The sequence below is a fragment of the Oscillibacter sp. MSJ-31 genome, from assembly GCF_018918025.1.
GTDB lineage: Bacteria > Bacillota > Clostridia > Oscillospirales > Oscillospiraceae > Hominicoprocola.
The window spans coordinates 53,774-75,019 of record NZ_JAHLPT010000010.1; the positions used below are offsets into that span (position 1 = coordinate 53,774).

Annotated in this window: 24 protein-coding genes and 1 tRNA gene; 13 read left to right on the forward strand and 12 right to left on the reverse strand. The window is 48.8% G+C overall.

Annotated features, from left to right (window positions below):
* Nucleotides 1–36 precede the first annotated feature (36 nt).
* The 3 genes from KQI17_RS08405 to typA form a co-directional block, all read right to left on the reverse strand.
* The gene (locus tag KQI17_RS08405; protein ID WP_216495731.1) at nucleotides 37–252 is read right to left on the reverse strand and encodes a hypothetical protein; all 216 of its coding nucleotides are present in this window, start codon (nucleotides 250–252) and stop codon (nucleotides 37–39) included.
* Between the two features lie 14 nt (nucleotides 253–266).
* On the reverse strand, nucleotides 267–719 hold the full coding sequence (locus tag KQI17_RS08410; RefSeq protein ID WP_216495732.1) for a helix-turn-helix transcriptional regulator: 453 nt from the start codon (nucleotides 717–719) through the stop codon (nucleotides 267–269).
* Nucleotides 720–882: 163 nt separating this feature from the next.
* A complete protein-coding gene (gene typA / locus KQI17_RS08415) occupies nucleotides 883–2,712 on the reverse strand; it encodes a translational GTPase TypA (protein WP_216495733.1) in 1,830 nt (609 codons plus the stop codon).
* Nucleotides 2,713–2,984: 272 nt separating this feature from the next.
* Here typA and KQI17_RS08420 point away from each other — a divergent pair.
* A tRNA-Arg gene (locus KQI17_RS08420) sits at nucleotides 2,985–3,062 on the forward strand.
* 176 nt (nucleotides 3,063–3,238) lie between these two features.
* Here the strand turns inward: KQI17_RS08420 and KQI17_RS08425 are convergent.
* From KQI17_RS08425 to KQI17_RS08440, 4 genes are all read right to left on the reverse strand, one after another.
* Nucleotides 3,239–4,654, reverse strand: a complete 1,416-nt coding sequence (locus tag KQI17_RS08425) for a site-specific integrase (RefSeq protein ID WP_216495734.1) — start codon at nucleotides 4,652–4,654, stop codon at nucleotides 3,239–3,241.
* 81 nt (nucleotides 4,655–4,735) lie between these two features.
* A complete protein-coding gene (locus KQI17_RS08430) occupies nucleotides 4,736–4,933 on the reverse strand; it encodes a helix-turn-helix domain-containing protein (protein WP_216495735.1) in 198 nt (65 codons plus the stop codon).
* A 123-nt stretch (nucleotides 4,934–5,056) separates the two neighbouring features.
* Nucleotides 5,057–6,619, reverse strand: a complete 1,563-nt coding sequence (locus KQI17_RS08435; protein WP_216495736.1) for a DUF5906 domain-containing protein — start codon at nucleotides 6,617–6,619, stop codon at nucleotides 5,057–5,059.
* A complete protein-coding gene (locus KQI17_RS08440) occupies nucleotides 6,613–7,164 on the reverse strand; it encodes a hypothetical protein (RefSeq protein WP_216495737.1) in 552 nt (183 codons plus the stop codon). The genes KQI17_RS08435 and KQI17_RS08440 overlap by 7 nt, the downstream gene beginning before the upstream one ends.
* A gap of 194 nt (nucleotides 7,165–7,358) precedes the next feature.
* On the opposite strand from KQI17_RS08440, the gene KQI17_RS08445 reads away from it, so the two are divergent.
* Nucleotides 7,359–8,708: a hypothetical protein gene (locus KQI17_RS08445; protein WP_216495738.1), complete on the forward strand. Its 1,350-nt coding sequence runs from the start codon at nucleotides 7,359–7,361 to the stop codon at nucleotides 8,706–8,708.
* Between the two features lie 103 nt (nucleotides 8,709–8,811).
* On the opposite strand, the gene KQI17_RS08450 is transcribed toward KQI17_RS08445, so the two are convergent.
* Nucleotides 8,812–9,051: a helix-turn-helix domain-containing protein gene (locus tag KQI17_RS08450; protein ID WP_216495739.1), complete on the reverse strand. Its 240-nt coding sequence runs from the start codon at nucleotides 9,049–9,051 to the stop codon at nucleotides 8,812–8,814.
* Nucleotides 9,052–9,542: 491 nt separating this feature from the next.
* Between KQI17_RS08450 and KQI17_RS08455 the strand changes: the two genes are divergently transcribed.
* The 3 genes from KQI17_RS08455 (at nucleotide 9,543) to KQI17_RS08465 (ending at nucleotide 12,294) form a co-directional block, all read left to right on the forward strand.
* Nucleotides 9,543–10,478, forward strand: a complete 936-nt coding sequence (locus KQI17_RS08455; RefSeq protein WP_216495740.1) for a DUF932 domain-containing protein — start codon at nucleotides 9,543–9,545, stop codon at nucleotides 10,476–10,478.
* Nucleotides 10,479–10,562: 84 nt separating this feature from the next.
* Entirely contained in the window at nucleotides 10,563–11,507 is a 945-nt protein-coding gene (locus tag KQI17_RS08460; protein ID WP_216495741.1) for a YqaJ viral recombinase family protein, read from the forward strand.
* 19 nt (nucleotides 11,508–11,526) lie between these two features.
* Nucleotides 11,527–12,294 (forward strand): hypothetical protein, encoded by a 768-nt coding sequence (locus tag KQI17_RS08465; protein WP_216495742.1) that lies wholly within the window; start codon nucleotides 11,527–11,529, stop codon nucleotides 12,292–12,294.
* Between the two features lie 112 nt (nucleotides 12,295–12,406).
* Here the strand turns inward: KQI17_RS08465 and KQI17_RS08470 are convergent, their stop codons facing one another.
* Nucleotides 12,407–12,760, reverse strand: coding sequence for a DUF86 domain-containing protein (locus KQI17_RS08470; protein ID WP_216495743.1), 354 nt, complete (start codon nucleotides 12,758–12,760; stop codon nucleotides 12,407–12,409).
* Nucleotides 12,747–13,043, reverse strand: a complete 297-nt coding sequence (locus KQI17_RS08475) for a nucleotidyltransferase domain-containing protein (RefSeq protein ID WP_216495744.1) — start codon at nucleotides 13,041–13,043, stop codon at nucleotides 12,747–12,749. The genes KQI17_RS08470 and KQI17_RS08475 overlap by 14 nt, the downstream gene beginning before the upstream one ends.
* 84 nt (nucleotides 13,044–13,127) lie before the next feature.
* Between KQI17_RS08475 and KQI17_RS08480 the strand changes: the two genes are divergently transcribed.
* Both KQI17_RS08480 and KQI17_RS08485 read left to right on the forward strand, forming a co-directional pair.
* Nucleotides 13,128–13,676 (forward strand): recombinase family protein, encoded by a 549-nt coding sequence (locus KQI17_RS08480; RefSeq protein ID WP_216495745.1) that lies wholly within the window; start codon nucleotides 13,128–13,130, stop codon nucleotides 13,674–13,676.
* 63 nt (nucleotides 13,677–13,739) lie between these two features.
* Nucleotides 13,740–15,167, forward strand: a complete 1,428-nt coding sequence (locus tag KQI17_RS08485) for a serine/threonine-protein kinase (protein WP_216495746.1) — start codon at nucleotides 13,740–13,742, stop codon at nucleotides 15,165–15,167.
* A 38-nt stretch (nucleotides 15,168–15,205) separates the two neighbouring features.
* Here KQI17_RS08485 and KQI17_RS08490 read toward each other — a convergent pair whose 3' ends face one another.
* Nucleotides 15,206–15,625 carry an XRE family transcriptional regulator gene (locus tag KQI17_RS08490; protein WP_216495747.1) on the reverse strand — a complete coding sequence of 140 codons (420 nt, stop codon included), beginning with the start codon at nucleotides 15,623–15,625 and terminating at the stop codon, nucleotides 15,206–15,208.
* Nucleotides 15,626–15,719: 94 nt separating this feature from the next.
* Complete coding sequence (locus tag KQI17_RS08495; protein ID WP_216495748.1) at nucleotides 15,720–16,055, reverse strand: helix-turn-helix domain-containing protein; 336 nt, start codon at nucleotides 16,053–16,055, stop codon at nucleotides 15,720–15,722.
* Nucleotides 16,056–16,182: 127 nt separating this feature from the next.
* On the opposite strand from KQI17_RS08495, the gene KQI17_RS08500 reads away from it, so the two are divergent.
* The 6 genes from KQI17_RS08500 to KQI17_RS08525 form a co-directional block, all read left to right on the forward strand.
* Entirely contained in the window at nucleotides 16,183–17,151 is a 969-nt protein-coding gene (locus tag KQI17_RS08500; RefSeq protein ID WP_216495749.1) for an ATP-binding protein, read from the forward strand.
* A gap of 1 nt (nucleotide 17,152) precedes the next feature.
* On the forward strand, nucleotides 17,153–17,506 hold the full coding sequence (locus KQI17_RS08505; RefSeq protein WP_216495750.1) for a hypothetical protein: 354 nt from the start codon (nucleotides 17,153–17,155) through the stop codon (nucleotides 17,504–17,506).
* 18 nt (nucleotides 17,507–17,524) lie between these two features.
* Nucleotides 17,525–18,154, forward strand: a complete 630-nt coding sequence (locus KQI17_RS08510) for a hypothetical protein (protein WP_216495751.1) — start codon at nucleotides 17,525–17,527, stop codon at nucleotides 18,152–18,154.
* Nucleotides 18,155–18,189: 35 nt separating this feature from the next.
* Nucleotides 18,190–19,059 carry a hypothetical protein gene (locus tag KQI17_RS08515; protein ID WP_216495752.1) on the forward strand — a complete coding sequence of 290 codons (870 nt, stop codon included), beginning with the start codon at nucleotides 18,190–18,192 and terminating at the stop codon, nucleotides 19,057–19,059.
* A 263-nt stretch (nucleotides 19,060–19,322) separates the two neighbouring features.
* Nucleotides 19,323–19,481 carry a hypothetical protein gene (locus KQI17_RS08520; RefSeq protein WP_216495753.1) on the forward strand — a complete coding sequence of 53 codons (159 nt, stop codon included), beginning with the start codon at nucleotides 19,323–19,325 and terminating at the stop codon, nucleotides 19,479–19,481.
* 1,076 nt (nucleotides 19,482–20,557) lie between these two features.
* The coding region (locus KQI17_RS08525) for a replication initiator protein A (protein WP_216495754.1) at nucleotides 20,558–21,246 on the forward strand (689 nt) is incomplete at its 3' end.

Here is a 21,246-nt window from a genome sequence, read left to right on the forward strand (position 1 = left end):
AAAGAAAGACTCCGTCCGGCGGGCGGAGTCTTTCTTTTATGCTTTTTTCTTGAGCACACAGGCCAGCGCCGCGCATATAATGATCCCCGCCGCGAACGGGATCGCGTACAAAAAGGCAACGCCGGCCGGTGCGCTGTAGCAGTCGTGCGCAATGCCGCAGAGCATATCCCGATAAAGGTACGCCACCACGGCGCACATCACGTCGGAGAGCAGCACGGCAAGCGCGGCAAATACGATGCTCCATGTTTTCATAGCAGTTTCTCCTTTTACTTTTTCCGGAGGATCAGCACCAGACCTGCCGCCATGAAAAGGACGCAAAGCACCAGCAACAGCCCCGAGCCGTTGAGCGTGACCGCAGAGGACTCGTTCAGCCGATCCGCGGCATCCGGTACAGCCAGCATGACCGCACCCACCGCCAGCAGAAGGACCGCGCCAAGCACACATAAGCCAATGCCGACCTTCTGCGTTGTCTGCCGGAAACCGTCCGTCTTTGTCCGCCGCACCGATCCGGTATCCGCTTCGCACGGTGTTCCGCCGGTCAGCTCATCCAGCGTAACGTGGAAGCATTCGCTGAGCGTCAACAGCTTATCCAGCTCCGGCGTGGATGTTCCGCTTTCCCACTTAGAGATCGCCTGTCTGGAAACGCCGATGGTTTCCGCAAGCTGCTCTTGGGAAAGTCCCGCCCTTCGTCTGAGCCGATAGATCGTTTCTGACAGCATTTCTCGTTCCTCCTTATGGGGAAATTCTACGGGATTTGGGCGTTGCACACTATCAACTATGGCTGGAACTTCCGCTACCGGTAGTAGCAAGCCCCGATTTTCTGCCTGAAGTCATCCTTTTGCAAACAGGGAACGGCGCAAGCCGTTCCCTGTTCTTTTCCATTTACTTCTTGCCGCCGTGGGTGGCCTTCATGCGCTTTTCGTGGTTGAGGATGGTCTTGCGGATGCGCAGCGCGTGCGGCGTGACCTCCAGCAGCTCGTCGTCGGCGAGGAATTCGAGGCACTGCTCCAGGCTCATCTGCTTGGGCGGGACCAGACGCAGCGCGTCGTCCGAGCCGGAGGCGCGCATATTGGTCAGCTGCTTTTTCTTGCAGACGTTGACGGTGATGTCCTCCTGCTTGGGGCTGACGCCCACGACCATGCCCTCGTACACCGGCACGCCCGCGCCGATGAACAGCTGGCCGCGCTCCTGCGCGTTGAAGAGGCCGTAGGTGATGCTCTCGCCGGTCTCAAAGGCGACGAGGGAGCCGGTGTTTCGGCGCGCCAGATCGCCCTTGTAGGGCGCGTAGGAGTCGAACACGCTCGCCATAATGCCCTCGCCCTTGGTGTCGGTAAGGAACTCGTTGCGGTAGCCGAACAGGCCGCGCGCGGGGACGAGGAATTCGACCTTCATGCGGGCGCCGACCGGCGTCATCTCGACCATGTCGCCCTTGCGGGAGCCGATCTTCTCGATGACTGCGCCGACGCTCTCGGCGGGCACGTCCACGACCAGCCGCTCGATGGGCTCGCACTTCTTGCCGTCGATGGTCTGGTACAGCACGCGCGGGGGCGAGACCTGGAACTCATAGCCCTCGCGGCGCATGGTCTCGATGAGGATGGACAGCGACATTTCGCCGCGGCCCGCGACGTTGAAGGCGTCCATCGCGCCCTCGATCTCGGTCACGCGCAGAGAAACATCCTTGAGCGTTTCGCGGAACAGGCGCTCGCGCAGCTGGCGGGAGGTGACGAACTTGCCGTCGCGGCCCGCGAAGGGGGAATCATTGATGGAGAAGGTCATCTCCATCGTCGGCGCGGAGATCTTCACAAAGGGCAGCGCCTCCACGCACTCGGGCGCGCAGATGGTGTCGCCGATGGTGATGTCGCCGATGCCGGACAGGCAGATGATGTTGCCCGCGGTGGACTCGGTAACGGGCTTCTTGCCCAGACCGTCGAACTCATAGAGGGAGACGGCCTTCGCCTTCTTCGGCGCGGCGTCGGGATTGTGGTAGTTGCAGACCATGATCTCCTGATTCTGCTTGAGCGTGCCGCGCTCGATGCGTCCGATGGCCATGCGGCCGACGAACTCGTTGTAGTCGATAGCGGAGACGAGCATCTGGAAGGGCTGGTCAACGTCCGCCTCGGGCGCGGGAATGTAGTTGAGGATGGTATCGAAGAGCGGCTTGAGATCGGTGCCGGGCTCATCGGGCGAATAGCTCGCCGTACCGTTTCGACCGGAGCAGAAGAGCATGGGGCTGTCAAGCTGCTCGGGCGTGGCGTCAAGGTCGAGCAGCAGCTCGAGCACCTCGTCCACGACCTCGTGGATGCGCTGGTCGGGCCGGTCGATCTTGTTGACGACCACGATCACGCGGTGGCCCAGCTCCAGCGCGCGGGAAAGCACGAAGCGCGTCTGCGGCATGGGGCCCTCAGCGGCGTCCACGAGCAGGATGACGCCGTTGACCATCTTGAGGATACGCTCCACCTCGCCGCCGAAGTCGGCGTGGCCCGGCGTGTCGACGATGTTGATCTTGGTATCGCCATAGTGGATGGCGGTGTTCTTCGCAAGGATGGTAATGCCGCGCTCACGCTCAAGGTCGTTGGAGTCCATCACGCGGTCCACGACCTCCTGATTTTCACGGTAGACGCCGCCCTGCTTGAGCATCTCGTCGACGAGCGTGGTCTTGCCGTGGTCGACGTGCGCGATAATGGCGACGTTGCGTAGCTTGTTGTTCTGCATAGTCTGTCTCTCCTTCCTGCCGGCGGCAGGTGTATCTGAAATGGAAGTACCGCAATAACCTAAATAGTATATGCTGTTGTTTTTCCGATTGCAAGGTATTTCGCGGAATTTTTCACTTTTTTTGCACGCTCCTGCCGTTGACAGAGCCGCCCGGATGCGGTACAATGCAATCTGTACCCGCGCCTGTAGCTCAGCTGGATAGAGCGTCCGCCTCCTAAGCGGAAGATTGTTCCTCCGCTTAGGAGCGTATGAAAATTGAATATTGCGTATAAGCCCACGTAGCTCAGCTGGATAGTAGCGATCGCCTCCTAAGCGATAGGTCGGAGGTTCGAATCCTCTCGTGGGTGCCAAAAGCCTTGGAAATACTACGTTCCAAGGCTTTCTTTTTTTGCGCTTTGCGGGCTGCGTTAGGCTGTGCTGCCGTTCATCTCAAAACGAATATATTTACACGACGATGTATGTTTTGCCAACAAAATGCAAGCGTATTTGAGGCTTGGAAGAACGGTATGCCTACAAATGGCAACAATTATTCTCTATAATCGCTCTTTGCTGCGGTATCTTCTTGCCCTTTGAGTAATTCAGAAAGCAATTCCGGATGCTGTTGAAGCATCTCCCGCAGCTGCTCAAGCATATCACTGCTGATCTCTGCCTGAGAATGTTCACCGACTTTGGAAAAGAATCCTGTGTCCATCTCTTGGGCAATCAGCTTCCGGTCTGCATCAAAACCGTGGGCATAAGTATCTGTTACCATTTTGGCCTCAGCGTGTCCTGTATCGCCTTGAACTGCCTTGATGTTGCCCCTGCTCAGTTTCAGCTTCAGGGAAGTACTGCTGTGGCGCAGGCTGTGAAAGACAACAGGACGAAGCCCAGTCTTCTGAATCAGCTTATGAAACATCTTGTCGATCACTCTCTGCTCATACGGGCGTCCATTAAGCTGCGCAATGACCAATCCATAGTCCCTGTACTCATCGCCCAGAAGCGCTTTATACTCTTCCTGACGCTTCTGAACCCGTTGCAGTTCATGGACAACGGCCATAGGCAGATATACTGTACGATTACTGCTTTCCGTCTTAGGGGCTTTCAGCACGAGTGTTGTGGTGCATTTTTTCGGCATGACCACCGGAAACTTAAACATCACTGTGCTGCGCTGAACCTGTTCCAACGCTTCGATGCTATCGTTGCTGCATCTACGCAGTTCACGGTCAATTTTCAAGTAGGCTTCACCAGAGCTGACAAGATCATCTTCCATGTGAACCTGCCCCCATTGCAGACCAAGGATTTCTCCTAACCGCATGGAGCATCCAAGTGCCAAGTACATAGCCGTCTGAAGCACAGGGTTCTCGCAGGCGTTAAGCGCCTGTATTGCTTCCTCGTCCGACCACGCATCACGCTTTACGGACTTTTGATCCGGCAGCGTTGCGCCAAGTGTCGGGTTGACCGCTGTGTACTCCCAGACCACAGCCTTTCCGAACGCGGATTTCAGTACCTTGTGGATTCTTGACACCGTGTAAGCGCTCACCTTGGCTCCAGTATCCAGATGCCCGGACACTACAACAGCAGGCTCATTCAGCAGCATTGTGTAGTATGCGTCTATGTCCTTTGTCGTGATTGAGCGGACATAACGAGCACCAAGGTAGGGCCTGACATAATTTTTCAGGAGTCCAATACAGGCTGAGTAGTAGGAATTTCCCCACTTCTTGAGGCCATAGACCTGTATGTACTCATCGAGAAACTCATCAACAGTAATATCCTTCTTGTGCTGTACAACGCCCTTTGCGAGCTTGACAGGCGGTTCAAAGGAGCCATTCTTCTTTGCCAGCTTGATTTGCATATCACGTATCATGGCTTCATCTTCGGATTTGAAGGTTTCTGTGCGGGGAGAAGATTCCCCAGAGCAGCGATAGACCACTTGATAGCGGTTCCCGCGTTTTCGGACTGACATATTTTTTCTTCCTTTCCTATCATGCTTCGTATATAATAAGGGTGGGCCGCCATTCAGATAGATGGCTGCCCACCCGATAATTCAAGCGGATACGGATTCGCCCTTCAGAAACTTGAGGAACGCATCGCGCGGAATACGGTAGTGATTCCCCAGCCGCAGTGCTTTTACTTGCCCTGACTTAACCAAGTCATAGGCTTTATTCCGGCCAATCATCAGTGTGTCGGCAATGTCCTCTACACTGAGAACCAGCGGCATATCTTCAAAACGAGCATAAGTCATAAAATGTACCTCCTGTATTGTAATCGTGGATAAAAGGGATTCTGCTAATTTCTGATATACATACTAATAAGGCACGTCTTCAACTTCGGAAGATTCGGCAGTACAAGAGAGGCTATTCCGTGTTCAAGCGAGTGCAATATTGGCGTATCCTCGCGATTCACTCCCACGAACCCGCTTGACGGGAGCAGCTTCCGGCACTGCTTGATTCAAAACCGAGGATAAGACTCTGCCAAAGGCCGTCTTATTCAATTCGCGAAACCCTTCATCAAAAGCGTATTCTCTGTACGCATCATACAGTTCTTCGGTAGACACCTGTGCATTCGCAGCATACGAAATGCAGTCTTTAGCAAACGACTTGACCGCCAGAAGTGTCTGGTTACCCTCCTGCGTTGCGTATGCTTCAGGAACAGGAACCCTTGTGGGCGCCCAGTTTCGATTCGCTAAGTCCTGAAAAGCCTGCATTGCTTCGTGAACGATGTAGGGGGCCTCGCCCAAAAAAATTTGGTACAGATCAAGAACCCTTTCACTTTCGTCAAGTTCAGGATCAGCAAAGGGAACCACAATCATGCGGGTTAACAGCGCATCTTCACGATCCGCGTGCGGCACTTTAACGGGATGGTTCCCAGCTAACATGACCAGCGGCTTTTGGTAATAGGTAAAACTCTTCTTATTCTTCGGCTCACCCTTTACCGAATCACATCCACAAAATGTCTTCAGAACGCCGATAGCCCCTTCAGGTAGCACACTATTCGGCAAGTCAAGACAACTAGCCAATAATTTTTTATATAGATCAGCGGTAGTAAATCTCGAACCGAAATCAGCCACAGACTGGACGGATTGTACATTTTCATGTCCTAGAAGTTCCTGCACAAAACGCCCCCATTGACTCTTGCCCGAATTGCTTGGCCCCAGCATCACATAAAAGTACTTTAGCTGTATGCCTGTCATTGCAATTGCAAGCATCTCCAACAGTTGGCGTCTTACATTTGGGTTGCCGCCGCTGATTTGATGTACAAATGTCTCAAAGTAGTCACCACACATTGGCGGATTCAGAACCTGACTACAAGACAGGTCAAACGCATAGAAAAAGTAATCCTCTGGGCAAGGAGGATGGACCTCACCGGTCAAGAGGTTTAGCGTACCGTCCATGCAGTTAATCATATGGGGGTTTGGTGCCCAATCTCCCAATACGGGGACTTCTGGATTAGACTTCAATCCGCGATAAATCTTGGCATAATCGTATGCTGTCAAACTATTACTGATGTCAGCGTGAGGGGAAAGTATCGTTCGAATCTCTCGAACTGCGTTATCTTCACCCTCTAACCTGCGCCAATATGGAGTGGAGTATAGGCAAAGTGTGCCATGGTCGTTCAGCCAATGCTCTGCTGACACAACATACTTCTCTAAGGCAGCAATGTTCTTAGATTCCTCACGATTGCCAAGGCCAGCAGAGATATCTGGAACTTTCAAATCATTGTTGACCCTATTTCTTCTACTGAAATACAGCTTCATGACTGATTTGTCCACAGGGCAAGGCCCTTTAGAGAGCTTGACCCCACGGCCAACACTGGGCGTGTTACTCGCTTTAAATTGTCCAAGTCTTAGTTGCTTCAAAGCAGCCTCAAAGTTATAAATTGGTTGCTTAGCCGGTGTTGATACACACGTGATATGATCTTCCATTAACATAGACTTTCCTCCACTTCCGCATTTTCCTGTTGTGTAACAGAGTTAACTTTTCTTCGTGCAACGGACATCTCAAGAAATGCCAGCCGAGCGGTTCCATCATCTTGAACCAAAGTGGCCACACCTTCTGTGCCATGAAGGTACATCCGATATGTCAGCCACTTCGAAGTATCCTCATCGCCACGATCCAACTGTTCCTCGTTTTTCATCACGATAACACATGTGAATTCACAAGGATCAATGAGCGTCGATTTTTCCAATCGCGGTCTATCATCTGTTGAATTCTCAGCAGATAACGTCAAAAAGCTCGCCCAATGGTCTGCCTTCTCGGAGTTGCTTTTCATTGCCAGAAGGCCCTGAAAACTATTCTCAGTGAACACTTGGTCATCCCAATGGATTTCGAGAAGCTCAATCTTTCGATGAAGATTAGGGGCGCAAAAATACAGCGTACCATCTTCCAAGCGACACACGGCTACGACGCCCTTCTTGCCTTTTTCAAGGCTCCTATAAGTGCGCTCAAAAGCTTCTCTCGTTGTCATTATAGACATAGCAATTACCTCCTGCCATTTCGGCAATAGAATGCAATGCGCAAACCACTATGCAAGTGGTTCCGCACTACGGATCAAAGATTTGACCTGTAATTACCATATCATAAGTCCGTACAAAGGTCACACCAGCCGTTAACGCAACTGTATTTACGCTACGCTAAGAAGTGATTAAAACAAGGAGGAAGCAATTTAGAATGTGCAATTTCGAAATAGATAATGCTTTGCAAAATGCATTGAATGAAATTAGGCAAAATATGAATCTCCGGGGTTGCGGTAGGGAAAAGAAAGTTCCGCCATCCGACCCGTATATTGAAAAAATAATTACTGACTGTGACGCTGTTTTTGAAAAGCTTCAACAAAAATTATCAGAGCCATTTTCCGAAAAAACATATAGGAAAGTAGCACGCACCTCTAAGAAGTATAAAATAGACGATGCTGTTCTCTTAGCAGGAATAAATTCAGACTTTGGCAAAAATCAATATGAATTGACTTGTGAAAAAAATAGTTATATTTTTCCTAAATTTAACAGTAGGGACACTCATGCACCAGTCAGTAAAATACTATCGACTTTAACTGAATCAGGCAAAAATGCTTACATTTTAAGGATTTTGCCATATCTTTTAACAGCTTACTATTTTAATTTATTTGGTACACAGCGTATTCGGGCGGATGTCTCAGACATTCTATCGAAGCCAGCAGACAGCAAACAAAAAACACCAGCTACTTATAGTCGTGATGTCAGTAGTTCTCTCAAAATGTTTTCATACGAAGATTTTCTTCCTGAATTATACAAATGTGACAGGGTAGGGAAGATTGCCGCCAAAGATATAGCAGATCGCTGTACATTTATTCGCTATCTTTTCTCGTCAATATCCTCAGAGCTATCTCCTCGACTTCATCTCATACAAATATACAAAATCTTTATTTACTCAATCATAGCAACCGCTTGCCTCGAAGCTTCAGAAGAGGATTCGAAAAATATAGACTTTAAATTGTCGTGGAAACTTTTTGATGCTCATACTTGCGCATCTGCGACAGCATTATCCATTTATGCTAGATTTGAAAATGATGCGAACGCCTTTGAAAAGGGTACTTATGTTGATCCTCCAATCATAGCGGCATTAATTGACTTAACAAATCGTGAGGATTCTATTGACCTTATGACAAGAACATTTAACTCATTGATTAATCGTGCAACCATATCATGCAAAGCGTTGCAGCAAAAAGACGAGTCGAAACAAAAACCATTAAATATAAGAACTCCAAATAAGAAGTCATTATATACGAGCCCAATATATGAGTGCAGCCTTGATATTCCTTCACAATATCAGATAGAGGGGGATATTCCGCCCAATATTGATACTTTTAAAGCTCTTGTATATGCTCTCCGTTTCAGTAGCAGTCCTTTTCATGTATATGATTGCGATTACCCTTGTATCGCACAGGATTTGGTGAAATATGATAAAAACGGTTTTCATCTGCCTTTTATGGTAATGCACAGTAGAACAAGGAGAAAAAATACTGCTTCAAATCAAAAAAGCTAAGCCTGTGGGCAGATGGGCAAATGGGCGGAAACAAATAAAAAAATAGCGGGAAATCAGGGGGGAATCAGCTGTATCAGCATGATTTCCCCTGATTTTTCAAGTTTTATCTGTCCATCCGCCCATCTGCCCATGGTTCTATATCTGCCCGCTTCACCCTCCACTGCTTACCAACCCGGAAGGCTGGCAGTTGCCTTGTCTGCACCATCTTGTAAAAGGTGTTCTTTCCAATCGCCAGAAGTTCCATCACTTCTTTGGGCGTCAGGTAGTCGTTGAGTTCTATCGTACCGTCATAGTCCTCGCATTCATAGCCAAAAGCATCGTAGCGGTCATCGTATCTTGTCATGGTAAAAACCTCCTGAATGAAATTAGGCGTCAGCCTTATCTTCTTGTTGTCCTTTTTGTACCATTTAGCGTTATTTCGTACCTTTCAAACGTGTATTATTAGTAAGAGAAAGAGCCAGAACCCATTGATCTTCGGTGATTACGGGTTCCGGCTCTTTTTCAGTTTTGCCATGAAAACAGCATTTACACGGTGCAAATCAATGGAAAAACAAGATCATGACCACAAAAAGTATAGTTTTCGGAAGGATGGTGAACAGAATGCTTCGTTACTTCATGAGCATGATTTGTTGGTTTCTGTCGAGGATCATTGGCGTAATTCTGTGTAAAGAAGTCACAGAGCAATTTTGAGGAGGGACACGATGGTACAAAACAATCCCGGACGGAACACAGGCTGGTTGGGAATTATTCTGGCCGCCATCGCCGCCGCTGTATGCGCGGCTATTGATGCAATCTGGAAAGACGATGAAGTAGAATGAAAGTGAGGCTTATAAAATGTCAGCAAATGTTGAAACGATGTTCTATGTAAGAGAAAAACCATGGCACGGACTTGGTACACAGGTCAAGGAAGCTCCAACCTCTTCTGAGGCGTTGATTTATGCCGGACTTAACTGGCAGGTAACTCAGGAGGATGTATATACGGAGAATGGCAGAAAAATCTTCGGTTACAAGGTGAACACCCGCAGCACGGATGAAACGGCCCTCGGTATTGTTTCTGACCGTTACAAGGTCGTGCAGAATGAGGATGCTTTTCGGTTTACTGACGACCTGTTGGGCGAGGGTGTTGTTTATGAAACTGCCGGAGCCTTACAGGGCGGGCGTAAAGCTTGGATGTTGGCAAGAATGCCTGAGAAGTATATCATCGCGGGCGATGAAATTACCCCTTACATGGTGGTAATGAACTCCCATGATGGCAGCTCCGGAATCAAGGTTGCTATGACGCCGATTCGGGTGGTTTGCCAGAATACCTTAAATCTGGCCTTGAATACCGCAAAGCGAATCTGGACAACCAAGCATACGGAAAATGTTATGAGTCGTGTTTATGAGGCAAAAGAAACGCTGTCCCTTGCAGGTCAATATATGGGAGAACTCGGACGCGGAATTGATGAGCTGTCACAGATCAAACTGCCGGATCGAAAGGTCTTGGAGTTCATGCAGGAGTTCTTTCCCGTCACTACTGATATGACCGATGCTCAGCGCAAAAATAATATGCGCCTATTGGAAGATCTGAAATCCCGCTATTGGGACGCTCCCGATCTTGCTCATGTAGGGAAGAATGGATACCGCTTCGTCAATGCGGTCAGCGATTTTGCCACACACGCAGCCCCCATCCGCAGAACAGAGAACTACCGTGAAAACCTGTTCCTGCGTACCGTTGAGGGGAATCCTCTGATTGATAAAGCTTATAAAATGGTACTGGCAGCGGCGTAAATGAACTGGTATCACAAAAGCGGTGAATACACGAATTGCCGTGTATTCACCGCTTTTACTATTTTGTGAAAGGATGGGGTTACTATGTCAGCAACTGTTCTGACATCAACTGAAAATATGCCCTATGCGGACTGGCTGGAATACCGTAAGCAGGGCATCGGCGGGTCGGATGCCTCAGTGGTATGCGGTATCAGCCGATACAAATCGCCTGTAGAACTGTGGATGGAAAAAACCAATCAGATTCCCTGTCAGGAGGCTGGCGAGGCCGCTTATTGGGGGACACAGCTTGAAGCAATGGTCAGAACTGAGTTCTCTAAGCGAACGAGAGTCGAGGTCAAGCGCGTCTTGCAGCTCCTTCAAAGTGCAGAGCATCCATTCATGTTGGCAAATCTTGATGGTGTCTGCGAACATCCCGACTTTGGAACCTGTGTCTTTGAAGCGAAAACCGCTTCTGCCTATAAAGCCGGAGAATGGGACGATACAATTCCCGACGAGTATATGCTCCAAATTCAGCATTATATGGCTGTCACAGGGTATCAGGGAGCATATATTGCCGTTTTAATTGGCGGGAATACTTTTCGATGGCGTTTTGTTGCGCGGGATGAGGGCCTGATTGCAAGTCTGATTGAATTGGAAGCAGATTTTTGGAATCATGTAAAAGATGGTACACCACCGCCCTTGGATGGCTCGAATGCTGCGGCGCGATTTCTTTCGGAGCAATTTCCCAACAGCACTCCGCAGTCTCAGATTGTTTTGCCTGATACGGCGGCTGAACTACTCCGCCAGTATGAAGATGCGTGTGAACGACTGGAAGATATTACTCAGCAGAAACAGCAAGCCGAAAATCTACTCAAGCAGATGATGGGCGAGAATGAAATTGGTAAGTTGGAAAACCATATCGTTACATGGAAGAGCATTGCTCAGGAGCGCCTTGACAGCAAAACACTGAAAGCGGAGCATCCAGCTCTCTACAGGAAATATACAAACAGGACATCATACAGACGATTTTCCGTCCGTAAATCAGCGTAAGAAAGGACACAAATACAATATGGATACTACAAGCTTGAGAAGCCGCCTCGACAGCAAGACACAGGCGCTGCAATCAACATTGGAAACAGCACACAATACACCAGCTGTATCGGAAAGCAATCCTTACCTTGCGTTTTCCAATGACGCACTGGACATCATCCGGGAAAATCTGAGAAACCAGCCGTTGTCTTTTCAGCTCTTTGACCTTGTGAAATCTCCCTCCGGTGGTTCAACGGTATTCTCTGTGCCGGGGCTTTCAGGAGATGAGGCTGAAAAAGAGTTGACTGGTATTATCCTGAACTATACCACTCCCAGGGCATATTGGGATACCCCTGACCCTGTGGAGGGAACACCGCCCGTATGCTTTAGCCCGGACAGTATCGTTTCACAGGATGGTAAGTCCTGCGCCCATTGCCCGTTTAATGATTATGGCTCTAAGGATGGTGATTCCAATGCGAAAGCCTGTAAGGAATCGGTCATAATCTTTCTGCTGCGTCCGAACAGTATTGTCCCCTTGTTGGTGCGTGTGCCGGTGACAAGTAAACTCACATTTCTGAAATATACCACACGGTTAATCAGCACACTGACACCAATCAGCAGCGTGGTTACAAAAATCACCTTGGAAAAAGCAACCAGCAAGGCGGGAAAGCCTTATGCACAGTTCCATTTCGAAGCAGTGCATACACTCAGCCGCGAAGACGCTGCCAAAGCGAGAGCATACGGACAGCAGTTTATGGAGATTATGGATGCAGCCGAGATGAATACGGAACTTTCTGAGGCGGGATAATCCGTCCCGATAGGGTGTACCCTAATAGCACAACAAAAAAGAGTCCCATTAGAGTTACTTTCCGACTTTTGGTACGCACCATCTGCGGAGAGAACCCTAATGGGACTTTTACTTATTGCTGCGAAGCGATGATCGTTTCGCAATATTTTTTCAATGCGGGAATGTCATCCGTGATGATCTCCCAAGTGGTTTCGGGGTCAACGGTGCCGTAGCTGTGCGCCACAATGTTCCGCATGGCCTTGATCTGCCGCCAAGGAACGGCAGGGTGCTGCGCCCGGAACTCGTCCGTCAGCTTGCCCACCAGTTCACCGATTTGCAGGATGCAGAGGGCGGCAGCGTTGCGGTAGATGGGGTCATTCTGAAAAGTCTCGGCGCTGTTGCCGAATCGCTCCACCGTCTGCTCAATCTGCTGACAGTAGGAAACGATATGCTCCAGCACGCTGATATTTCGGTCAAGAGGCTTCATACAGCAGCACCTCGTCATCCCGGATGGAATCCAAAAAGCGTTGGTCAAGACTGGTGGTCGGCACCAAGTCCACGGAGCACCCAAGGGAATCCTCCAAGTCAAGGAGCAGTCCCGCCAGCTGAAAGCCCTTGATGCTGCCCTTATCAATGCGCAGGTCAATGTCGCTGGAATCAGTCATATCGCCGCGGGCGTAGGAGCCAAACAGATAGACGCGCTTTGCGCCATACTGCGCCGCCAGCTTGGAAACAATCGCTCGGATCTCATCCAGAGTATAGGTTTTCACAGAGGACACCCCCAATCGAAGAGATTTTCTGACTGTAGTATACCAAGGAAAACACCAATTTACAAGCGAAAGGAGTGACGCATTTTGAAAATCGGCTATATCCGCGTCAGCACACAAGAACAGAACACCATCCGGCAAGAGGTGTTGATGGCTTCTCTCGGTGTGGATGAGGTCTATATTGACCGAATGAGCGGCAAGAATGCCAACCGTCCAGAGCTGCAAAAAATGATGGAGTATGTCCGCAAGGGCGATACCGTCATCGTGGAATCCATCAGCCGCTTTGCCCGCAACACCCGCGATCTGCTGGAGCTGGTTGAGAGGCTGACTGCAAAGGGCGTGGAGTTCGTCAGCAAAAAGGAAGCTATCGACACCACCACGCCGACAGGAAAATTCATGCTTACCGTATTCGGGGCCGTGGCAGAGCTGGAGCGGGAATATATCTTGCAGCGCCAGCGGGAGGGCATCGCCATCGCCAAGGAGCAGGGCAAGTACAAGGGACGCAAGCCCATCGAAGCGCCGGAGTTTGAGCAGACGATAGCAAAATGGAAGAGCGGTGCCATCACCGCTGCGGAAGCCATGCGGACGCTGCATATGACGAAAACGACGTTCTATCGGAAAGCCAAGATGATTTGAAGAGAAAAATTACTCCACGCAGTCACGAAATGTGTTACAATGGCCCTGCGAGGTGAGAAAATCATGCTGATGGATGTCAAGGAACTGCACCGCTCGGAAAAGAGCGTGGTCACACTGGTGATCGACCCGGATACCGGCATTCGCTATGTGCGGAAACAGCTGCAAGGCTCCCATCCTGTCTATGCACAGCTTCAGGCCATTTCCCACCCCTATCTGCCGAAAATCATTCATGCGGAGCAGCACCCAGATCATGTTGTACTGCTGGAGGAATACATTGACGGTGCAAGTCTGGCGGAGATCACTCTTCCGGAAAAACAGGTCGTTGCATTGATGGAAGAACTGTGCGAGGTGCTGGTATTCCTGCATGGACACGGGATTCTTCACAGGGACATCAAGCCCTCCAATTTGCTGCTGGCCCCGGATGGGCATATCCGGCTGATTGACTTTGACGCAGCCCGTGAGGAAAAGCCCAGTGCAGACAACGACACCCGCCTGCTGGGAACGAAAGGCTATGCCCCACCGGAGCAATATGGCTTTGCCCAGACCGATGCGCGGGCGGATATTTACGCCGTGGGCGTTACCATGAAGCAGCTTTTGGGCAAGCAGGCAGAGAAGCGCCCCTACCGCCATATTCTGCACAAGTGTACGGAGTTCGCCCCGAAACGCCGCTATGCCACGGCAAAGGCTCTCCTGCGAGCATTGAAAACCAGAACCTTGCAGTTGTGTCTGCCGTGGCTGATTGCCATTGCTGTGCTGCTGGGCGCAGGCGGCTTTGCGTGGTGGTATCACAGCCATCAGGCGGAGATTACAGAGGGCCGTTACCCGGATGAGCCGCTGCTGTTCTATGCCTCTACCGGGGACTATCTGATTGCCAATATTGGAGATCTGCGGCACAGCGGTCAAACCCAAACCATGACACTTGATTTGGATGGGGACGGTCAAAAGGAAACCATCGAACTCTACGGATTGGGGGATGACATTCACGGAGATCTGACGGTTGGCACCGAGGACGGAAACTGGATGGATCTGGTTGGCTGGGCAATTTCAGATACCTCTGCATGGGAGCGCCTCAGCTGTGAACCGTATTCCGTGACGAATCTGCCGGATGCATACTATGTGCAGATCACCTGTCTGGACTTGAATCCAACGGAAAAGGATGGCATGGAAATCGTGGTTTCCATTGGTGATATGGAAACAGAAACGGTCTGCGGCGTGTACCGCTATACCGGAGCAGCTTATGAGGATGTGGACGGTCCAGACCCGGCAGACTATATGGGCCGGATGTGGGGCGGCGCAAATTTCAAGGTGGATGCCAATTTTAATATGGCAAGCGAACTCCTGTATAATCCGTATCAGGCGCAGAACGGCTATCAATACCTCAGCAATGGCGTTCAGCCGGACTGGGAGGGCGAAGTGGACTATGCAAAATACCGCTACGCAATCAGCGGTCAAATGACGCTGCGGGAACGATACGAAGCGTTGAACGAATAAAAAGAGGGTGCTGACCTATGTGCGGTCAGCACCCTTTCCTATTCCAGCACTTCAATATTGTGGTCATATAGCAGCTCATTGGCACCGATTATGCCCTGATGATGCCCGATGGCGTAGAGCAGCAACGCATCCCGCGGATCTCTGGGGTACAGTTCCCGGTAGCCGGCCTGCTTCAAAAGCACCTGTACTTCTTTGTCATCCAGTTCCAGACCGAACGCCAGCGCGATCACTTTGTCCCGCGAGGGGTATTTCCTGCCGAGAAAAATCTGATACACATAGGCTTTATTCAGGTTGGAACGGCGTACTACATCGGCTTTGGAGCAGTTCTTCTGTTTCAGCCAGCTCTCCAGATATTCCGGCAGGCTGTCCAACTGCATTTCGCCGCAGTTTTCGGCAAAGTAGTCCAGAATATTGTCGGAGCGGCTGATTTCGTGAGCCAATTCGTCTGTTGTCTTCATGGAATGCCCACCTCCGACCATCATATTACGCCCATTATAACACGAAAAGGTTAGCTGTCAGCTAACCTTTTCTTTCATTTTTCGCGGTATGATTTCAGTCAGAAGATGGCACTTTCATCAAAAACAGCTTGAGAACCTCCTCGGCCAGCTTTAATTCCCTGTCTGTGCAGCGGGAAAGCAGCGCCTGTACGCCGGAGGAATCCCCTATCTCTTGGCTGGAACCGTTGATGATATAGTCCATTGGAAGGTGCATGGACTGCGACAGCTTGATGAGGGTGTCGATGGACATCTGGGAGGTGCCGACCTCCAGTTGCCCATAGTAGCCGGTGCCGATGTCGGCAAGCTCGGACATTTTCTCGCGGGTCAGCCCAAGTTCTTGCCGCCGCTGCCGCAGGCGCTGCCCAATCTCAATCAACTGCTGCTTCTCCATTACGCCTTACCACCTCTTTTTTGTTACTTTTTATTGTAATCTGTGGAAAGAGGTGATAAAATATGTTACAAGATATCGAAATAAAGTATTTTATATCGTAGAAACCGAGTAAGGCGGGTTCGCCATTGTGAAGGGATTGATGAAGGTGCCTATTGGACAACGAAGATCGGAAGCTGTTCCTCCGCCGAATATAAATATTCCGGAAAAGAATCCGAAAAAAAAGGAAACGCAATTTCGCTGGGCCATAGAACAACCTCGATATGTTCTGAAAGATTTGATTCTACCGAAAATCACAGAAGATCAAATCGCTGATGTTATTGCTTTTTTTCGAAATCGAGAGTTGCTGTTCTACACATGGGGGCTTTCGGCCAGGTATCAAAATCATGACGGGTTAGCTGTAAACCTCTATGGTCCTCCTGGCACTGGCAAAACGATGGCTGCCAATGCCATTGCAAGCGAACTGAATCTTCCCATGATTTGCGTGAACTATGCAGAAATTGAATCAAAATATGTTGGCGAAACTTCCAAAAATTTGACCGCTCTTTTTCAAGAGGCATCGGAACGTAATGCAGTTATCTTTTTTGATGAAGCCGATGCACTTTTAAGCAAACGCGTGACCAACATGACCTCTGCTACTGATGTCAGTGTTAATCAAACTCGTTCCGTTCTATTAACCCTGCTGAATGACTATCACGGTGTCATCTTATTTGCCACTAACTTCATTAAGAATTATGATGCAGCCTTTTTGCGCCGGATTGCATATCATATTGAATTCTATCTGCCCGACCGAGAGGTGCGAGAGTGCCTTTGGCGCAGCTATATTCCCGCAAGGATGCCCTGCCGGGTAGATTGCAAAATGCTTGCAGAAAGATATGACGGAATCAGCGGCAGCGATATTTCCAACGCCGTTTTCACAGCCGCTATCGGTGCGGCCCGTGAACACGCAGCAGTTGTAGAACAGTTCTATTTTGAAAAAGCAATAGAACGGATTATTGCTGTGAAAAATGCTAATCGGGAAGATAGCTGGCAAATTACAGATCGTGTTCTTAACCACGCGCCGAATATCCCCAATACAGAGATACAGGAGGAAGTTTGATATGGTTTTCTTAGCTGCAAGTCTGATTGCCGGCGTTATTGTTGCCACCGGCCTGTTGGCTATCTTCTGGCGCGATATTCAATCCAACTTTTTGCGGATGTTTGAAAAGGTAAAGCAGATGTTCAGTTGCGAGGTGGAAGGTGGTCGAATATCCCTGACGCAGCGTCAAGGACAGGTGACAAAGGTACTCAAAACATATCACCGGGATCAAGCCGGTATCTGGCATGAAACTATTGCACGTAAAAATGTGGCCGAGAACGAAATACCGGAAGAATACAGGCAGAGAGTTCAGCACTTGAAAGATATGGAGGAACTGGATATGACCGAGGAAATGCAAATGCAGCTCTCTGCATAAAAACGTGGAGGGTAGACTATGAGTTTTGAAACATGGCGCAGAAAGCAAAAAGCAACCGTTGCCTCCATCTTCAAAAACACAATGAACGAAGCGGCAGATCGGACGCGTGATCACTTGACGCGGTTTCAGGAGCAAGGCAAATATTCCAATTCTCTTCTGCCTGTGGATGATATTTCCCTGAGTAATGACGCTCTAATTCCAGAGAGTCGTGAAAATGGAAACGAACCCTATCAGATGCTGTATGAAGCCGGAGTAGATGATGTAATTACATTTGGGAAAGGCGTCATTGACCTTGTGAAAGTAGGAGTTGACACTTTTTTTCACATGGCTGAACTTCATCCAACTCATTTTTATGACTTCTTACGCCGCACCGAAGAGTTTTTTGATGCCTATATTCAAGCCTACTGTGAGCAGGAAACTGTCCGTTTTATTGGGGGAAAGCTGCGTATTGACTTGGCTTCTGAGGAAGTACTGAATCTGACGGCAGATTTCTATTTTTACACTCCTGAGGAAACGTGGAGCGTCCAGCATAAGGAAGGCTCCCTAAAGGTGGATGCCCTCATAGATTGGGAGGATAACCCAGATCTCTCTGAATTGCGTGGAGAGGGATATCTGGAATATCCGCTTGAACCGCCCGAAGCTCAGTAAATCCATGAAAATAACGAGAGATTAGAGGTGTTTGTGTGCTTGCTCTTATCATAGTAATCGCCATCCTTTGCATCCTGTTTGGAGTCATTACAAAAGCTGCAAAAGTAGTTTTTGGGGTTGTCGGAGCATTCTTCTTGATTTGTATGATACTTGCCATTCTTCGAGAATATGGCGGTGTGCTGCTGAACGCAGCGGGTGTCATTTTGTGGGCGGCGATTATCATTTTCGGCGTTCTTATCGTTGCGGCAGTCGTCTATGGGATATATACGAAAATCAAGCTGGCTCTCAACACGAAAAAGTACATTCAATGGTTAGATACTGTTGGAATCAGTGAAAACCGCAGTGCGCCTTTTGATTCCGAAGTGCAGGAGCGCGCCGTTTTCAAGGGCGATGCCCTTCGTTTGGATTCAAAGTATACCGCTTCATTTCGCTTTTATCAGGAAGCGGAGAGCGAAATTCTGCAAAAGCAGATGTTTACAATAAGCGATTTCACCGCTGTAGTTCAGACAAAATCCAGAATCTGTATTCCAACAGAAGGAATTGTAGCTATGATGGAATATCTGGCAAAAAAGAACTCTCTTGTCCTGTTCGACCCCACCGCGCCAACCACAGCTGACGTACCGGAATATTGCTGTATTCAGCGCGATTTATCCCATGCATTAACTGAGTTGGCCAGAAAAGAAGGGATGGTAACGCAAGGTGACTTCAAAACGGTCGCATTAAGCAGCGAGCCTATCCTTCGTGCTGCGGCATGGCTTCCATCGTCCTTTTTGGAATTGCTGGTTTCAAAAGGGGAAATGGAGAAAGCTGTAAAAGTAGGAGATGAGCAGCTTTATAAGATGAAAGGCAGTTTGGAAGGTAGTAAAGCAACCACAACGGAAATATCCTTGGACGATGACTTTTAGTGCTGCGATACTCTCTGCTATAGGGTAGGAGGATAATCTTGAAGCAAATAGTTAATATAACTCGTATTCACAAGTGCGCGTTCTGCAAGTTTTGGTACGACCCGACAAACAGCTGCATTTCTCCCAACGCTCCACGGCAGGGGATGTGGAATATCCATGATATAAACCAAATGAATCGGTGCTTAAAGCGTAATTTGAATATGCGTGCTTTTGCCAGCTGCCCTCAGTATGTATGTAAATTGTAAACAAAGGAGAACTCATCTATGAAAACTTATGTTTTTTCTTACCGTTTTTCCCGCAATGGAAGCTCTTGGACCTCCGGTAGTTCCTCTGTTAAAGCGGAAACGCAAGCTGACGCAATGGCTCAGTTAAAAAATAAATATCCGTATGTGAAAGACATCAAGCTCATGTATACCCGTTAAATCATGTAAATTGGGAGCAGCGCGCGTTACTTACAAAAGTGCATCTTGCCAACATTTCTGCTTACAAACGCCCCAACAAGCGTTAACCCTGCCCACAAGCAGCTAACACCATCTAACAAGCAATTCCCCGGAATCCATTGAAACAGCAGGGATTCCGGGGAATTTGCAATGAGCAGGGAAAAGTATTAAAAAGTGATACGCCGTACTCCTAAGCGTGGGGTCGGAGGTTCAAGTCCTCTTTGGGACGCCAGCTAACAACGCCGAAAGCCTTTGTTTTCAAGGGTTTTCGGCTTTTTTTAACAAATTCCAGTGTGATTGCTGAGACGAAATAATGTTTTCAAATTTTACTTCAAATTCTGATTTTTGACAAGCCCTAAAAAATCGAACTGCTGTGATAAGACAAAAATTTCTGCTAATCATTAGCAGAAAAAGGGCCGTTTTTGCTAATGAAAATGCGCTTCCAGCTAATTAGGCGAAAAAACGTGCTAAAAACCTTGCTAATTCAAAAGGCGGATGTTCCGAGTGCTAAGCCGTTATAAGAAATAAAATTGAATACTACCATGTACATAGAGCGTCTATTTGCCCCTGTATCGGGGATGGATAGACGCTCTTTTTTTATGCCCAAAATTCATGGGTAAATCTGAAAGATTGGAGGTTTGATTTTTGAGTAAAATCGTCTATTCCCCAGACAAGCCAAACGACTGCCGCTACTGTCATTTTTGGAAAAACAATAAAACGGGCTGCTGTCTGGGCGAAGAAAATTGTTACTACTTAATCTCCGTATCCCCAAAGCCGAAGTCGGAATGTGAAGGTTGTCCTTATGGGCGGGATCATCCCTGCATCGGCTGGTGTACCAGGAAGATTATGAAGGAAGTGGGGGTGCGTTGATATGTATGAGTATGAACGCAATCGCCGTGACAAGCCGAAATGTTGCAAAGACTGCGAGTATTATCAACCCCGATGGAAGTACCGCTTCTGCTATTTTGTCAGATGTCCGTATAAACTGAAGGATACGACTTTCCGCAGAACCCCTCTGAAAAAAGAGTATTTCCCGCAGAAAGAGGTGGTGAGGATGAGTGACGTATGATTATTTCTATGGGCAGCAAGCGGAGATGTTCGCATTCTACCGTGTTCCGAAGGTGCTATTCACCGAGGATTGCTTCTGGAATGTATCAACCGATGCCAAGCTGCTTTACGGTATTCTGCTTGACCGCATGAACCTCTCAGCCCGGAACGGTTGGCTGGACGAGGAAGGCCGTGTCTATATCATCTTCACGATTGAAGAAATCAAAGGTGCGTTAGGCTGTGCTGAAAAGAAAGCGGTGAAGCTGCTGGATGAGCTGGAAAAGAAATGCGGTCTGATAGAACGCAAGCGACAGGGACTTGGGAAACCGAACCTGATCTATGTAAAGAACTTCATTTCCGGTTCTGTGGAAAGACAATTCTTGAATTGTCAAAAGGACAATTCTGGAGTTGTCAAAAACACAATTCAAGAACTGTCAAAAGCACAAGGTAATAATACTGATACTAATTATATTGATTTTAGTGATACTGATCCTTTCTTTCCTTCCGGTTTTTGTGGAAAGGAAGTCGATGAGACTGACGAATTTACCCGATATTATCAGTATTTTTATGAACAGCTTTCTATCTTCGTTCGTGTTTCGGTCGTGTACATAAAGCGGTCGCTGCTTTCCGTCAGCGCCAGCCCCTCGCCGGTGACGTATTCATCCGCCGCCGCGCCGCGCCGGACGGTCTTCATGTTCAT